The organism is Rhodococcus sp. 5A-K4 (assembly GCF_046097995.1).
Taxonomy (GTDB): Bacteria; Actinomycetota; Actinomycetes; order Mycobacteriales; family Mycobacteriaceae; genus Rhodococcus_F; species Rhodococcus_F erythropolis.
Genome location: NZ_JBJURM010000019.1, coordinates 64,688 through 79,175, shown reverse-complemented (window position 1 = coordinate 79,175; position 14,488 = coordinate 64,688). Strand labels below are relative to the sequence as shown.

14 protein-coding genes are annotated in these 14,488 nt (G+C 63.6%); 8 read left to right on the top strand and 6 right to left on the bottom strand.

The window, feature by feature from the left end:
• Window positions 1-2 precede the first annotated feature (2 nt).
• A complete protein-coding gene (locus ACKAMS_RS22950; RefSeq protein WP_408989583.1) occupies window positions 3-848 on the top strand; it encodes a glycosyltransferase family 92 protein in 846 nt (281 codons plus the stop codon).
• A gap of 109 nt (window positions 849-957) precedes the next feature.
• Here ACKAMS_RS22950 and ACKAMS_RS22945 read toward each other — a convergent pair whose 3' ends face one another.
• Window positions 958-1,086 carry a hypothetical protein gene (locus ACKAMS_RS22945; protein WP_046378037.1) on the bottom strand — a complete coding sequence of 43 codons (129 nt, stop codon included), beginning with the start codon at window positions 1,084-1,086 and terminating at the stop codon, window positions 958-960.
• Between the two features lie 205 nt (window positions 1,087-1,291).
• Here ACKAMS_RS22945 and ACKAMS_RS22940 point away from each other — a divergent pair, with 205 nt between their 5' ends.
• The gene (locus ACKAMS_RS22940) at window positions 1,292-2,053 is read left to right on the top strand and encodes an SDR family NAD(P)-dependent oxidoreductase (RefSeq protein ID WP_020723638.1); all 762 of its coding nucleotides are present in this window, start codon (window positions 1,292-1,294) and stop codon (window positions 2,051-2,053) included.
• Here the strand turns inward: ACKAMS_RS22940 and ACKAMS_RS22935 are convergent.
• Window positions 2,035-2,172 carry a hypothetical protein gene (locus ACKAMS_RS22935; RefSeq protein WP_256063691.1) on the bottom strand — a complete coding sequence of 46 codons (138 nt, stop codon included), beginning with the start codon at window positions 2,170-2,172 and terminating at the stop codon, window positions 2,035-2,037. The two genes, ACKAMS_RS22940 and ACKAMS_RS22935, sit on opposite strands and share 19 nt — an antisense overlap.
• Before the next feature lie 219 nt (window positions 2,173-2,391).
• Between ACKAMS_RS22935 and ACKAMS_RS22930 the strand changes: the two genes are divergently transcribed.
• The 3 genes from ACKAMS_RS22930 (at window position 2,392) to ACKAMS_RS22920 (ending at window position 5,661) form a co-directional block, all read left to right on the top strand.
• A complete protein-coding gene (locus ACKAMS_RS22930) occupies window positions 2,392-3,336 on the top strand; it encodes an alpha/beta fold hydrolase (protein ID WP_408989582.1) in 945 nt (314 codons plus the stop codon).
• A 261-nt stretch (window positions 3,337-3,597) separates the two neighbouring features.
• Complete coding sequence (locus ACKAMS_RS22925) at window positions 3,598-4,371, top strand: VOC family protein (RefSeq protein WP_019747156.1); 774 nt, start codon at window positions 3,598-3,600, stop codon at window positions 4,369-4,371.
• Window positions 4,372-4,506: 135 nt separating this feature from the next.
• The gene (locus ACKAMS_RS22920; RefSeq protein ID WP_060938329.1) at window positions 4,507-5,661 is read left to right on the top strand and encodes an alkaline phosphatase family protein; all 1,155 of its coding nucleotides are present in this window, start codon (window positions 4,507-4,509) and stop codon (window positions 5,659-5,661) included.
• Here ACKAMS_RS22920 and murJ read toward each other — a convergent pair.
• From murJ to ACKAMS_RS22900, 4 genes are all read right to left on the bottom strand, one after another.
• Entirely contained in the window at window positions 5,647-7,263 is a 1,617-nt protein-coding gene (gene murJ, locus ACKAMS_RS22915; protein WP_021343075.1) for a murein biosynthesis integral membrane protein MurJ, read from the bottom strand. The genes ACKAMS_RS22920 and murJ overlap by 15 nt on opposite strands.
• Window positions 7,264-7,360: 97 nt before the next feature.
• A complete protein-coding gene (locus ACKAMS_RS22910; RefSeq protein WP_003945837.1) occupies window positions 7,361-8,389 on the bottom strand; it encodes a beta-ketoacyl-ACP synthase III in 1,029 nt (342 codons plus the stop codon).
• 161 nt (window positions 8,390-8,550) lie between these two features.
• Window positions 8,551-9,192 (bottom strand): response regulator transcription factor, encoded by a 642-nt coding sequence (locus ACKAMS_RS22905; protein WP_003945784.1) that lies wholly within the window; start codon window positions 9,190-9,192, stop codon window positions 8,551-8,553.
• Window positions 9,180-10,418 carry a sensor histidine kinase gene (locus ACKAMS_RS22900; RefSeq protein WP_408989581.1) on the bottom strand — a complete coding sequence of 413 codons (1,239 nt, stop codon included), beginning with the start codon at window positions 10,416-10,418 and terminating at the stop codon, window positions 9,180-9,182. Before ACKAMS_RS22900 ends, ACKAMS_RS22905 begins: the two co-directional genes overlap by 13 nt.
• Before the next feature lie 109 nt (window positions 10,419-10,527).
• Between ACKAMS_RS22900 and ACKAMS_RS22895 the strand changes: the two genes are divergently transcribed.
• Genes ACKAMS_RS22895 through ACKAMS_RS22885 form a run of 3 tightly spaced genes read left to right on the top strand, consistent with a single transcriptional unit; the run spans window position 10,528 to window position 14,447 of the window.
• A complete protein-coding gene (locus tag ACKAMS_RS22895) occupies window positions 10,528-11,310 on the top strand; it encodes an ABC transporter ATP-binding protein (RefSeq protein ID WP_019747152.1) in 783 nt (260 codons plus the stop codon).
• The gene (locus ACKAMS_RS22890) at window positions 11,310-13,793 is read left to right on the top strand and encodes an FtsX-like permease family protein (RefSeq protein ID WP_408989580.1); all 2,484 of its coding nucleotides are present in this window, start codon (window positions 11,310-11,312) and stop codon (window positions 13,791-13,793) included. The genes ACKAMS_RS22895 and ACKAMS_RS22890 overlap by 1 nt, the downstream gene beginning before the upstream one ends.
• A gap of 21 nt (window positions 13,794-13,814) precedes the next feature.
• The gene (locus ACKAMS_RS22885) at window positions 13,815-14,447 is read left to right on the top strand and encodes a bifunctional 2-polyprenyl-6-hydroxyphenol methylase/3-demethylubiquinol 3-O-methyltransferase UbiG (RefSeq protein WP_019747150.1); all 633 of its coding nucleotides are present in this window, start codon (window positions 13,815-13,817) and stop codon (window positions 14,445-14,447) included.
• Window positions 14,448-14,488: the final 41 nt, after the last annotated feature.

Here is a 14,488-nt window from a genome sequence, read left to right as displayed (position 1 = left end):
GGGTGATCACAGATCCGATGAAGCAACCGACCAGCTCTGACACCGGACGCCGCGCCGTGGTTGCGGTCCTGCTCCCCCGCGAACATCTCCCCTTCATCAGGGACTGGTGCCTGCACCACATCGAGCAGGGCTGGGAGGTTGTTCTCTACGACAACACCGGTTCCGTCGGGTCCACCCGCAAGACAAGCGCATTCAGTCTCAACCGTTGGCACGGCCGCAGCGAGGACAAGAGAGGCAACTCTTACGGCGCCTTCACCCGATCGATGTCGGACAGTGAAGTTCAGGTCGCATTCCGCAAAGAACTGCACGACCTTCCGGTGACGATCGTCGACTGGCAACCGCGCGAGGAGGACGGTCGGATCGTGCACGGACAGGTAGAGGCCTACGTCGATTACGTGAGCCGGTACCGCGACACCGTCGCGTGGGCAGCATTCATCGACGCCGACGAATACCTCGAACACGCACCAGGATTGGACTGGGAGGTTCTACTTGCCGGAGTTACTCAGGCGGATTCACACCGTGTTGTTCTCGATGCTCTGGTCTACGAATCCAGGTGGACGCGCGACGGGCAACTGCGAGACGTCGAGGAATTGAAATGCCTTGGGCTACAGAGCCATGGTTGCAAGAACATCGTGAGGCTGTCGGAGATTCTGCGAGCGGACGTCCACTGGGGATGGAAGACAAGCGAACCGGACAGCCTGGTGCGGCCCGACCGATCCCTCTTCTACTTCCGCCATTACCGCGGTTCGGAGGCGGCACTCGACTTCACTCCGCTGCCGAACTTCGGACCCCAAGCCCACGAAGAAGGTGTGGATGTTCCGGCGGCAATTGACGCATCACAGAATTGAATGTGCCTGCAAGACACAGGTATTCAGGTACAGATAAACCTCCGGCCCGCGTCCACGAAGGCAATGCCTTCAGGTCGCGGGCCGGAGTGCTACCTATCCGAAAAACGGATCAGGAAAGCGGTGCGAGGGCGGTGCCCAGGCCGATGATTGCAGCAACACCGGTGAAGAGGCCGGCCAGTCCGCCGATGCCCTTTGCAATCTCGCCGTAGAGCTTGAGATCTGCTTCTGTGGAACCCATGTCTATCTCCTCATCATGGAATGTGTACGCGGTCCGCGCGCCCGGTATGTAACGGCGCTCACAATATACGTAAGACAGCCGAGTTTTAAAGTGGTGCCACCAAGTGGGACGTAACTCACATCTCATCCAGCGGGAACCCACGAGTAACAATGCGCGATTCGGACAACGCTTCGGGAACCGTTGAATGACGAGCAGGAGAACAGCAGTGGGCAAGTTGGATGGAAAAGTGGCGCTGATCACTGGCGCAGGGCAAGGCGTCGGCCAGGGTGTTGCGTTTGCGCTTGCCAAGGAAGGTGCTTCCGTCGCGGTGGCGGGCCGCACTGAGTCGAAACTCGTCGTCACATGTAACGAGATCACCGAACGCGGAGGCCGTGCCGAACCGGTGCTCGTGGATATCGCCGACGCGGGTTCCATCACCGCTGCCGTGGCGCGAACCGTGGAACTGTTCGGCGGCGTCGACATCCTGATCAACAACGCCAGCCTCAACCCGCTCGGCAACGTCCTCGACCTCACTCCGGAGCGCCTTGCCGACGGATTGACTTCCGGTCCCGTCGCGACGCTGCGAACAATGCAAGCCTGCTACCCGTTCATGAAGGAGCGCGGCGGCGGGGCGATCATCAACATGGTCAGTTCCGTGGCCGTCCGTTGGGACGCCGCCGGCTACGGCGGATACGCGGCCGTGAAGGAATCCGTCCGAGCCCTCAGTCGCGCAGCAGCGTGCGAATGGGGCGTCGACGGGATCCGAGTCAACGCGGTTGCTCCTCATGCATCCTCGCCCGGGCTACAGCGTTGGGCAGATGCGCGTCCGGAAGAGGCTGCCGCTTTTGTTGCCGGGATTCCGCTACGGAGGATCGGGGACTGCGAAACGGACATCGGCACCGCGGTGGCTTTCCTGGTCGGCCCGGATGCCGCGTATCTGACTGGAGCAACAATTCCGCTCGACGGTGGTCAGTCGCGCTGGGGCTGAGGGCTGGCGTCGTCGAAGGCAAGCACCGCCGACTTGGCTTCGGCGATCGGGCGGCGGAAAACGAAACCGACCAGAACGGATGCCAAAACCAGCGCGGCCAGAACAATGAGCCCGACCATCCACCACATGGTTTTCAGTATGCCCGAACCGACCTCCGCCGGACGCGCGCCACGGCCGTCGGAAAGCGGCAACAACCGCGAAAAGTGCTTGACACCAGTCAAATTCCGTTTTGCCCGTTTCCCGAGCTTCCCGATAGTCCGTGATCGAGGACACAGTTTCGGATCCCGAGCCGGGACGAGAGCGTGACTGGAACCGCGCCTCGGTGCATCCTGTCAGGTATGGAATCCGCTGTTTCGGCCGAACTCGCCGACGGAAGCACCCTCACACACCCGTGGGGCGGGACAAGCAACATCACCGATCTCGGCGGTGATGTTCACTGGATCGACTTCGGCGGTCCCAGCGGAGCGCCGCCCATCGTGCTCGTTCACGGACTGGGCGGCTCGCACCTGAACTGGGTGCGGGTGGCACCGACGCTGGCGGCGCGCACGCGTGTGTACGCACTGGACCTCGCTGGATTCGGACTCACCTCTGCCCGTGGGCGGCACACCGGCGTCGACGCCAACGCAGCACTCCTGAATCGCTTTCTCGAGACAGTAGTAGGTGAACCTGCCGTCCTGTTCGGCAATTCGATGGGGGGAATGGTCTCGGCAATCTCGACCCATGCCAATCCCGAATCAGTTGCCGGCCTGGTCCTGGTGGATCCGGCGCTCCCACTGCCCGTCCAACTTCCCGATCTGACCGTCGCCGCCCAATTCGCGCTCTACTCGATGCCGTACGTCGGTGAGCAGGTTCTCGGCTTCGGACGCCGGAAGATGTCCGACCGGCAGTTGGCCGCTCAGATGACCAGATTGTGTTTTGCCGATCCGACGCGAGCCGATCCCGCAGTCCTCGACGCTGGCGCCGCCTTGACTGCGATTCGCCGCGGCGAACCCACCCAGGATGCAGAATTCCTCCAGGCAGCACGGTCACTGTTGATGACCCTCGCCCGTCCGGCTTCGTATCGAAAGACCCTGCGAGAGATCACGACTCCGACACTCCTGATGCACGGCGATCGCGATCGTCTTGTCCCGGTCGAGGCTGCACGGGCAGCTGCTACCGCACATCCACACTGGACCACCATCATTCTCGGCGACACCGGCCACACCCCACAGTTGGAGATTCCGGACGAGTTCACCCGTCATGCGCTCGCGTGGCTCGATCGCACGGGGCTGATCACGAGCTGACACGTACCGGCACCACACCCGTTGAACGGCCTTGTCGATCGAGCAAGTGCCCCATCAACTTCGGCGTATCAAGGACGATTCGGCGATCGACTACGTCGGCAGGTCCGGCCCACCGGTAAGCGCGAACGGTCAAATACTCCAAAGCTCTCGAGCCCTGGGAATGTGTCGGGGTACGCGCGTAGCGTGAGATTCGCGCCTTCCTCGGCCAAGCATTTGCGCGACCCGTACTTGTGTATCCGTTTCGGTAAAGGAGAGTTTCAGATGCCCGCACGCACAGCGCTCGACGGAACACCCTGTTGGATCGACCTCACCAGCTCCGATACCGAGGTCGCCAAATCCTTCTACACCAACGTGTTCGGTTGGCAGACTGACACAAACGACGACCCGCAGTACGGCGGCTACGCGATCTTCAGCAAAGACGGGCAGCCCATCGCCGGGCTCGGACCTCAGCAGGAGGGAAACCCGTACGGCAACGTCTGGACCACCTACATCTCCTCGACTGATGCGGCAACGTCGGCGTCCAAGGCCGAAGCCGCGGGCGGAATGATCATGATGCCGTCGATGCAGGTCGGTCCCCAGGGCAGCATGGCGATCGTGGGCGATCCTGCCGGTGCAGTCGTCGGTATCTGGCAGGCAGATCAGCACCACGGCTTCGGTCTGGTCGGCGAGGCCGGAGCCCCGGTGTGGCACGAGACTTTGTCCAAGAACTACGCCGCGGTCCTGCCGTTCTACACCGACGTGTTCGGCTGGACTTACGAGTCCATCGGCGACAGCGACGAGTTCCGGTACTCACAGGCCAAGCAGGGCGACACCGTCGTCGCCGGTTTGATGGATGCCAGCTCGTTCCTCCCGGCAGAGGTGCCGTCGTTCTGGCAGGTGTACTTCGGGGCGGACGACACCGACGCGGCCGTCGCCAAGGTCGTCGAATTCGGCGGCAGCGTCTTGCGCGATCCCGAGGACACGCCCTTCGGCCGTCTCGCGTCGGTGGCCGATCCACTCGGTGCCAAGTTCCAGATCTCCACGATCATGGAGTGAATCTCCGCGCAGAGGCCGCACCGGCCCGCGGTCTCTGCTCGCTGATCATCTGGAAAGTCCCGATTTGACCGCACGGATTTGAACACTCGCCCAGAAGGTATGCAGTTTTCTGCGTCCAACGCCTAATCTCATGGGATGCCCGCCCCCGCCCCTCTCCTCGATGTGTACTCGCAGCCGACTCTGTCGACGCTTGCGCCGTCGGTACTCGCTTCTCTCGGAGTGAGCGGCGAAGCGAACCGTCTCGATCTACAGCCCAGCAAGAAGACTGTAATTCTGCTGGTAGACGGGATGGGCGCGAACTTGCTCGCCCGCAACGCCGAACACGCACCATTCCTGAACTCACTTATCGGAACGCCCATACGGGCAGGATTCCCCACGACGACGGCCACCAGCATCGTCTCGTTGGGGACCGGGCTGCCCTCGGGGGCGCACGGAATCACCGGTTACCAGTCTTACGTCGAAGAAGCCGATTCGGTGTTCAACTGGCTGGGTTGGCACAGCGCGGGCAAGAAGGAATCTCAGACCGACTCCATCGTCCCGGAGACCCTGCAGCCGCAGGCCACGACCTTCGATCGTGCCGCGGCCGCCGGCATCACCGTCACTACCGTCGTTCCGTCCAAATTCGACGGCAGCGGCCTCACCCGGGCGGGAATGCGCGGCGCCCAGTTCGCCGGAATCCAGGCATACGGAGACCTCCTCGCTCGCACCGTGGCCGCGTCGAAATCTGCCGACCGTACGTTCACGTACTGCTACATCAGCGAGATCGATGCACTCGGCCACGTCTACGGCCCCGAGTCCGAGCCGTGGATTTTCCAACTGATGCTTGTCGATCGACTGGTCGAGCAACTCGCCGCCGCTCTCGGTCCGGACGTGAGATTGCTGGTGACGGCAGACCACGGAATGGTCGACGTGTCGGACGAGAACAAGATCGACTTCGACAACACTCCGACTCTGTCCAAAGATGTACTCGCTCTTGCCGGTGAACCTAGATGTCGTCACATCCACACCCGAGAAGGCGCTGCACAAGATGTTGCGGACCGCTGGCGCGCCGAACTGGGTGACCGCATGTGGATCGGGACGAGATCCGAGGGCATAGTCGCAGGATTGTTCGGGCCTGCAGTGCATTCCGAGTATCACGGCCGGATCGGTGATGTCATCGCCATTGCGTCCGGGGACGTGGCCGTCGTACGTCGATCTGTCGAATCGGGACTGTCCGGCCTCCGTGGACAGCACGGCGCCCTCACTCCGGACGAACTGCTGGTACCGCTCTTGTCCTCAGGACAGCAGTAGGGCCCGAGCCCGGCGAATCTCGGGAACACCGACGACCTTGCATGCGCCCAACAGGACGACGGCACCGACGGCCGCACCCGCCGACAATGAAATAACAGCAGCAAGCCTGGGCTCGGGAACTCGGTTCTGAACCGCCACCACCAAAGCGAGCGCACAACCACCTGCCAGAATTGCCGCCGCCGAAATCCTTCCGACGGTGGCCTGCACGCGACGGAATCCCAACAGCCCGTATCGCTTTCGAAGCAGGATGTGGCCGAGCGCCGCTCCGCACACGTAGGAGAACGAGCCCGCCGCACAGACGGCCAGGACCAGCGTTTCGTCACTCGCCGACAGAGACGCAAGAAGAACGAGCGCCGTCTTGGCTACCACCATCACCAGCGCGATCACCGCGGGAGTTCGGGTGTTGTTGTCGGCGTAGAACACTCGAAGCTGAAGCATGACCATCGCAAAGGGCACCAGCCCGAATGCACTGACCGCAACGGCCGTCCCGATCAACCGGGCACTGCTGCCGTCGACCCGGCCGAAGAAGATCAGGGTGGTCAACGAGGGGCCGAAGACCATGAGCGCCACCGTGACCGGAATCAGCGCCACCACTGAATACCGGGCTCCCCGGCCGAGATCGGATACGACGCCGACGTCGTCACCCGCAGCAACCGACCTGGCGATCCGCGGCATCAGCACCGTCAACAACGACACACCGAGAATGCCGTACGCCACTTGAAACAGCAGATCCGCGTGCGTGTACATCGAGTAGACGTGACGGGAGAGAGTGACCTTCATCGTCACCCACACACCGATCTGACCGGCAACGACGTACACAAGTACCCAACCGAGCAACGGCGCCCCGACGCGCACCGGGCGCCAGGTGTGCGGTACGACCCGCACGCGAAGGCGCCACCGAAACCCGTTGCGGTGCAGCGCTCGAGCAACGACGGCGGTTTGCGCCACGATCCCGAGCAGAGTGCCGATACCGATCACCAGAACCTGCGCGGTGGTCATCGACTCGGGAGTCAGAGTAACCGGCCCCGGGATGCACAGGAAGACCGCGACCGTCACCAGAAGGACGACGTTGTTGATCACCGGCGCCCAGGCCGGCGCGCCGAACACTGATCGAACACTGAGTACTGCCGTCATCATCGCCGTGACGCCGTAGAAGAAGATCTCCGGCAGAAGCAAGTACGCGAAGAGCGTCGTCAACTCTCGTTGAGCCGGATCATCGATCACAGCCGAGACCAGAGGCGGCGCGCACACCACCGCCACTACCGTCACGAGCGCAAGAGCAAGCGCTCCGACGGTGAGAACGCGCTGCGTCTGCTCTCGTTCGAGCGTCCGCCCACGACTTCGCTGCCGTGTCAGATACGGAAGCAGAACGCTGGCGAGAATTCCGCCGAGGAGGAGCTGATAGACCATGTTCGGGAAGCTGTTGGCCGCGTTGTACGCATCACTGACCAGGGCGATGCCGAGGACCGCGGCAAGGGCAAGGGTGCGGACGAAGCCGGTGATCCGACTGACCGTGCTGGCGAGCGCCACTTGCCCGCCCATCTTCGCCAAGCTGCCGCCCGTCACACCCGTACGTTCGGACTCCCCCATACTCTCGACCATCTCGCCAGAGTGCCACATCGCAGAGGTACGACGATCTGGACGGAAACGGAAGAGCGCCCCGAACCGTGGGGTTCGAGGCGCTCGTCACGAGAGAAGATCAGGCTGATTCCGCTCCAGCCAACGGCGGCATGACGACAACCTGGCCGGCGAAGGACAGACCCGCACCGAAGGCGAGAAGCAATGCCTTGTCGCCCGGCTTGCACTGGCCGTCGCGCAGCATCTGCTCCATGGCGAGCGGGATCGAGGCCGCGGACGTGTTGCCCGTCTCGGCGATGTCGTTGGAGACGGGGAAGCCCTCGGGCAGCTTCATGCTGCGAGCGATGACCTCGTTGATGCGCTGGTTTGCCTGGTGCGGCACAAAAGCGTCGATGTCCTCGATACCCAGCCCCGACTTCTCCAGGGTGCGAGTGGCGACCTTGCCCATCTCGAAGGCAGCCCAGCGGAACACCGCGGTACCGGCCATCTTGATCCACGGCCGAGGTCCGGTCGGGTTCTTGGTGTAGTCGAGCCAGCTCGGCTCCTGAACGATGGCGTCGGACTGGCTGCCGTCCGAACCCCACTCGACCGGGCCGATTCCGACGGTATCGCTCGGGCCGACGACAACTGCGCCTGCGCCGTCACCGAAGATGAAGCGAACGCTGCGATCGGTGGGCTCGGTGGCCTCGCTCATCAACTCGACGCCGACGACGAGTACGTGATCAACCGTGCCGCCGCGAACGAGGTCGCTGGCCACGGCAAGGGCGGTACAGAAACCGGCGCAGCCTGCCGCGACGTCGAATGCAGCCGGACCCTTGATGCCGAGCTCGTGGGCGACGATGGACGCAGCCTGAGGAGTCTGCAGGTCCCACGTCGACGTCGCGATGATCACGGCGCCGATCTGCTCAGGGGCAATGCCGCTGACGTCCAGTGCTTTACGCGCCGCGCTGATCGACATCGCGAGGATGCCTTCACCTTCGCCGGAGAACCGGCGCGACTTGATACCCGATCGCGTCTGGATCCACTCGTCGGTGGAATCGATCAGCTCGCAGATCTCGTCGTTGGTCACGACTCGCTCCGGGCGGTGAACGCCGAGCCCGAGAAGGACGGACTGCCGACCTCCGGCCACACTGGCAATCGGCTTACCCATTGATCGATCTCCTCGTTGGTTTCTGGTGATGACGCGCATTCGACATCACACGTTACGTACAGGACATAAGCCCCTGCCTCTCAGGTCACCGTTCGATCACGGCAACAACATGAGGCTGGCTCACATTACGCTTCGGTCAGGTATGTAGTCCAGATCCACGATCAGGCGCGTAAATGAGCTAGAACTGCCAAAACACGACGATGCCCGCTTTCGGAAGCCGACAGGCCGAGTTTTGCGAAGATATTTCCTATGTGCTTGCTCACAGCAGTGTCGCTCACGACCAGTTTCCTGGCGATTTCCTGATTTCCCAGCCCCTCCGCCATCAGTCCGAGAACCTCGGACTCGCGTGGGGTCAGTGATCTGATCGGATCGTCGGCGCGTCGACGGCTCATCAGTTGGGATACAACCTCGGGATCCATCACGGTTCCGCCGTCGACGACCCGGTTCAATGCGTCGACGAACTCGGCTACCTTGCCGACCCGTTCCTTGAGCAGGTACCCGACCCCGCCGGCGCCTCCTGCCAACAATTCACCGGCGTAGCGATCCTCGACGTACGCGGAAAGGACCAGGACGGGAAAGCCCGGGCGAAGCTTGCGCACCTCGATCGCCGCTCGAAGCCCCTCGTTGGTGAAAGTAGGAGGCATCCGGACGTCGAGCACCGCGGCGTCGGGGGCGGTCTCCTCGAACACCGTGAGGAACTGTGCGGCGTCGGAGACGGCAGACACCTCGAAGCCCTCTCCGCGGAGCAGCAGTGCCAGCCCCTCTCGCAGGAGAGCGTCGTCCTCGGCAATCAGAATCCGCATGGTAGTTCCACCCTCATCGTTGTCGGTCCACCCTCCGGGCTCTCCAATACTGCGGTTCCTTCGAAAGCCTCGACCCGGCGTCGGATACCCGCCACGCCGCCGCCCGGGCGTTCGTTCGCGCCGCCCTGACCATCGTCGATCACGTCGATGAGCATCGTCTCACCCAACGAGTCGTCCGACGCCTCCGTCCGTGCCGTGACGGTGACACTGCGCGCTCCGCTGTGTTTTGCGACGTTGGTCAAGGCCTCGGCGACGACGAAGTACGCAGCAGCCTCGACGGCAGCCGGGGCACGGCGGAGTTCTTCGATCTCGAGTACGCAGGGCACGGCGGAGCGCCCGGCGAGCGCGGAGATCGCGCCCTCCAGACCCAACTCGTCGAGGATCGGCGGGTAGATGTCGTGCACCAACGTCCGGAGTTCGCTCAACGCCTCGGTGGCCGCATCCTGGGCCCGATGCAGTTGTGGCAGAGCCTGGTCCGGATTGTTCTGCAACGACCGCTCGGCCATCCCCAACATCATCACCACCGCGACCAGACGGTTCTGCGCGCCGTCGTGCAGATCCCGCTCGATGCGCTTGAGTTCGGCCGAATGTGCGTCGAGCGCCGCAGCGCGGCTGGCCGTCAGGGCGGTGACGCGCTTCGAGAGGTCCGAACGCGTGTCCGGCGCAAGCAAAGTCGTGGTCGACCAGCTGATCCACTTCGCCATCGCGGGGACCAACCACCACGCGATCAGGAGGTACAGGATGCCGATCAACGGCATTCCGGCAGCGCCCAACCACGACGTCACGGGGTACGGATTGTTGACGGGTTCACCGGCGGGCATCTGCTGCCAGTACAGCGGGACGGCAATCGAATTGAGTGCACCGAGTGGCAGAGCGATGGTCAGCATCGCCGCGACGAAAGCCCCCAGACCATGAATCGACAGCCAGGCCGCGTCGCGCCTGGTCGACTGATCGGTGAGGAACCGGCGCCAATCCCCGAAGGTCGGATTGCCGGGCATCGGTGGGTATCGCTGCAGAACAGGGCGTCCGGTGTACGCAGCCGTTCTCTTGCGGGCCAGACCCGCCCACCACCGGAGCACCCGCACGTACGACGGCAACAGCAACCAGCCGACGATCAGAATCGAGAGCGACAGCAGAATGAGACCGACCATCAGCAAGAACAGGGAGACCACGGCTGCCGCACCCTCGACGAGCACGTACACCGCAGCCCTGGTTCTCTTCTTCACTGCCCCAGCATGCCGCACCTGATGCCGCGATCCACTACAGCTGGCTACACCATTGATTCGGGACCCGGCTGGATGTCGACGAATGCCGAATCTCCATAGCGTTCATCCCATGAAGAATCGACACTCGGTCCTCGCCCCGCCGGCCCCTGGTGCCACGGCCGCCCGAACATCCGCCGTGCGACTCGAAGGCGTCAGCAAGATCTACGGCAACGGCCGCGGCGCCGTGACCGCCCTCGACAACATCAGCCTCACCTTGCCGCGCAGCACCTTCACCGCCGTGATGGGCCCGTCCGGATCGGGCAAGAGCACTTTCCTGCACTGCGCCGCAGGGCTCGATCGACCGAGCAGCGGATCGGTGTGGCTGGGCGACACCGAGATCTCACAGCTGAAGCCGAAGGCCCGCAGCATCTTCCGTCGCGATCACATCGGTTTCGTCTTCCAGGCCTACAACCTGCTCGGCGCTCTCGACGTCGAGCAGAACGTCACGCTCCCCCTACTCCTCGCCGGACGACGAGCCGACAAGCAGTACCTGACCTTCGTCCTCGAATCCGTCGGACTCGGATCGCACCGCAAGCGCAAACCCTCCGAACTGTCCGGCGGTCAGCAGCAACGCGTCGCCATCGCGCGCGCCCTCGTCACTCACCCCGACGCACTCTTTGCCGACGAGCCGACCGGCGCCCTCGACTCCCGCAGCGCCAAGCAGGTTCTGGAGTTGTTGCGCCGGACAGCCGCCGAGTTCGATCAGACCATCGTCATGGTCACGCACGACCCGGTGGCCGCGTCGTACGCCGATCGTGTGCTGTTCCTCGCCGACGGGAAACTTGTCGGGCACATCGACCGCCCGACGCCGCAGCAGATCGCCGAGCGCATGACACACCTCGGGGACTGGTGATGATGAAAGCGCACACCTTTGCGCACCTGAAAGCGCATCGCTCCGGTTTCGTCGCCGTGTTCGTCTCCGTATTCTGCGCAGCGCTCCTCACCTGCGGTCTGGGTGTGCTGCTGGAATCGGGAGTGCGAGGCGGAGTCTCACCACATCTCTACGCCGGTGCCGACGCCGTCGTGAGTGCACCACAGGCGCTCGAGGTCAAGGAAGACGCCGATCAGCCTTTTGCCGAGCGAGTTCTCCTCGACGGCGATACCGTCCGCAAGCTCGATGCCCTCGATGTCACGGTGATTCCCGACATCTCCGTCCCCGTCAGCACCGCCGAGGGCGTCGTACTCGACGCACATCCTTGGAACACGGCACAATTGGCGCCGTACTCGCTCACCGAAGGTCGCGCTCCGCAGAGCCGAGACGAGGTGGTCTCGACCACGGGCGCCGCTCTCGGCGAGCAAATCACGCTGGCTCACGGCGCGATAGCCGACGAGTACACCGTCGTCGGCACAGCTGATTCGGCCTCGGTGCCGTCACCCGACCGTCCGGCACTCGTCTTCCTCGACGACGCAGAGGCCGAACGGTTGTGGCCGCACCAGAACGCTGTCACCGCAGTCGGATTGATCGCTCCCGAAGGCGTGGATGCTGCCGCTCTCGCCCGCGATGCACTCGCCGGAACCGGCGCGGAGGTCTCGACCGGCACCGCACGCGGAGGCATCGAATTCCTCGACGCCGGTGCTGCGCGGACCCAGTTGATCGTGCTCTGCGCGTCGTTTGCCGGTCTCGCGTTGATGGTCAGTATGTTCGTAGTTTCCAGCACGCTGTCGCTCTCGATCAACGCCAGACGCCGAGAGTTCGCTCTGCTGCGGGCAATCGGGGCCACCACGCGACAAGTCCACGTCATGATCGGACGTGAAGTGCTGCTCGTTGCTGCTGCGGCGGCAGCTCTCGGCGCGGTGCCCGGATACCTGCTCGCCCGATTCCTGGGTGCACAGTTTGCCGACGCCGGGGTCATGCCCACCGATTTCGCGTTGGCGTACAGCCCACTTCCGGCGATCGCGGCATTCCTGATCTGCGTACTCACTGCCCGCGCGGCAGCGGCGATCGCGGCACGACGACCGGCGAAGCTCGACCCAGTCGAAGCGCTTCGCGAATCCGAAAGCGGCCCGGCGAAACTGAGCCGCGGACGCATCGTCACCGGGCTGATCTTCGGTGCCGCCGGTCTCAGCGCGTGCATCCTCCCCGCTTTCCTGCCCGGCAGCGTGGCAGCCGCTGGAGCCGGTTCGAGTGCACTGTTGTTGATCTTCTCGGTCGCGCTGCTCGGCCCCTTGTTGGTGCGCGGCATCATCAAGGTGATCGGCGGTCCACTGCGCCGTAGTGGGTCGGCGTCCAAAGTTCTCGCTGCCGCCAACGCCGAATCCAATTCGAGACGGCTCTCGTCGGCGGTTGTTCCCTTGGCTCTCGCAATCGCACTGGGCTCGGTGCAGTTCTTCAGCCAGAGCACCGTCGCCGCCGAGGCGAGCAACCAGTCGATCAAGGGCGTCACCGCCGACCTGATCGTCGGCGCGCCGGCCGGCATCGCTCCCTCGCTCCTCGACTCGATCGCATCGGTGCCCGGAGTGAGTGCGGCAAACCCGGTGGTCCGCAGTCAAGTCCTGCCGGTACCCAGCGGTGAGGAAGGCGGCTCAGCCGACAGCGCGATCGCTGCCCAGGGCATCGACGCCGCCAGCGCCGACGCGACCCTCGATCTCGCGGTGACCGAGGGCGACCTGAGCGCTCTGACCGGCGATACCGTTGCCGTGAGCGAAGACGGCGCCTTCACACTCGGAGCCAAGGTAGGTCAGCGCGTCGACCTCTATCTAGGGGACGGCACACTGGTGCATCCGATAGTCGTCGCAAAATATGGTCGCGGCCTCGGATTCGGGGACGTGACCATGCCGATCGAGACTTTGCGTCAGCACTCCACCGACGCTCTGATCGACACCGTTCTGGTTGCTGCCGAACCCGGACGGTCGGCCGAAGTCCAGCAGTCGTTGCGCTCGTTCCCCTCGATCGCCGCGATGAACCAGGACCAGTTCGGGGCCGCGGGCGAAGATCAGCGTCGTATGCAGTCGTGGGTCAGCATCCTCGCCGTACTCGTCCTGCTCGGCTATCTCGCAGTCGCCGTCGTGAACACCCTGGTCGCCGCCACTGCCGAGCGTTCCCGCGAGTTCGCGCTCCTTCAACTGGTGGGCTCGCGGACGAGGCAGGTCCGAGCGATGATGCGCATCGAGTCGTTGATGGTGGTGGGAATCGCCGTCGTGGTCGGATCACTGATCGCCCTGCCGCCTCTGATGGGTATCGCCGTAGCGGTGTCCGGGCAGCCGATCCCGGCGATTTCACCGGCGATCTACGGTTCCATCGTCGCGGTGACCGCTGTTCTGGGATTTGTCTCCATCGCGATCCCGACGCGCGCCGCCCTACGCAAGAACCCGATGGACGGAGTGCGTAACCACTGAGTGGCACTACCGTCGTCATCTATGGATGCGGCGGCCTGGGACAAGAAGTACGAAGAAACCGAGCTCGTCTGGGGCGCTCCTCCCAACGAACTGCTGGTGGAATACGCGACGGCCCTCCCCCACGGCCAGGCACTCGACCTGGCGTGCGGCGAGGGCCGTAACGCGTTGTGGCTCGCGACCCGCGGTTGGGAGGTCACCGGCATCGACTACTCGGCCGTCGCGATCGAGAAAGCCCGCACGATCGCGGCCCGCTCGCCCCGATCGGTTCTCGACCGGCTCGACTACCGATGCGGCGACGTCACCGTCGCGGATTACGCCTCCAGGAACGGGCAGGGATACGACTTGGCCCTGCTTCTTTACCTTCATCTGCCCGCACCACAACGGACCCTGGTTGTGAACCGTGCCATAAATTCTCTGAAACCTGATGGAATCCTCATGATTTTGGGGCACGACCGAAGCAACATCGACTACGGCGTCGGCGGACCGAAAGATCCCGAAATCCTTTACACACCAGAAGAATTGATGCAGGAGTTCCAAGGAAGGCTCGAGTTCGAGATCGCCGGAAATCCGCACAGACACACCGAAACGGGAATCGCGGTCGACGCACTTGTCATCGGACGCAAATCCGGTGTTGGCAATGCAAAGAACGGCTAGTAACATGTATTAAGTTACCGACGAGTAATAAACTTCGGGCG

Excerpts from the sequence above, each read along its gene's own strand:
- ACKAMS_RS22945 (WP_046378037.1), bottom strand. The coding sequence starts at position 1,086 with ATGGGTTCCACAGAAGCAGATCTCAAGCTCTACGGCGAGATTGCAAAG.
- ACKAMS_RS22935 (WP_256063691.1), bottom strand. The coding sequence starts at position 2,172 with ATGGTCGGGCTCATTGTTCTGGCCGCGCTGGTTTTGGCATCCGTTCTG.
- ACKAMS_RS22930 (WP_408989582.1), top strand. The coding sequence starts at position 2,392 with ATGGAATCCGCTGTTTCGGCCGAACTCGCCGACGGAAGCACCCTCACA.
- ACKAMS_RS22925 (WP_019747156.1), top strand. The coding sequence starts at position 3,598 with ATGCCCGCACGCACAGCGCTCGACGGAACACCCTGTTGGATCGACCTC.
- ACKAMS_RS22920 (WP_060938329.1), top strand. The coding sequence starts at position 4,507 with ATGCCCGCCCCCGCCCCTCTCCTCGATGTGTACTCGCAGCCGACTCTG.
- murJ (WP_021343075.1), bottom strand. The coding sequence starts at position 7,263 with ATGGTCGAGAGTATGGGGGAGTCCGAACGTACGGGTGTGACGGGCGGC.
- ACKAMS_RS22910 (WP_003945837.1), bottom strand. The coding sequence starts at position 8,389 with ATGGGTAAGCCGATTGCCAGTGTGGCCGGAGGTCGGCAGTCCGTCCTT.
- ACKAMS_RS22905 (WP_003945784.1), bottom strand. The coding sequence starts at position 9,192 with ATGCGGATTCTGATTGCCGAGGACGACGCTCTCCTGCGAGAGGGGCTG.
- ACKAMS_RS22895 (WP_019747152.1), top strand. The coding sequence starts at position 10,528 with ATGAAGAATCGACACTCGGTCCTCGCCCCGCCGGCCCCTGGTGCCACG.
- ACKAMS_RS22890 (WP_408989580.1), top strand. The coding sequence starts at position 11,310 with ATGATGAAAGCGCACACCTTTGCGCACCTGAAAGCGCATCGCTCCGGT.
- ACKAMS_RS22885 (WP_019747150.1), top strand. The coding sequence starts at position 13,815 with ATGGATGCGGCGGCCTGGGACAAGAAGTACGAAGAAACCGAGCTCGTC.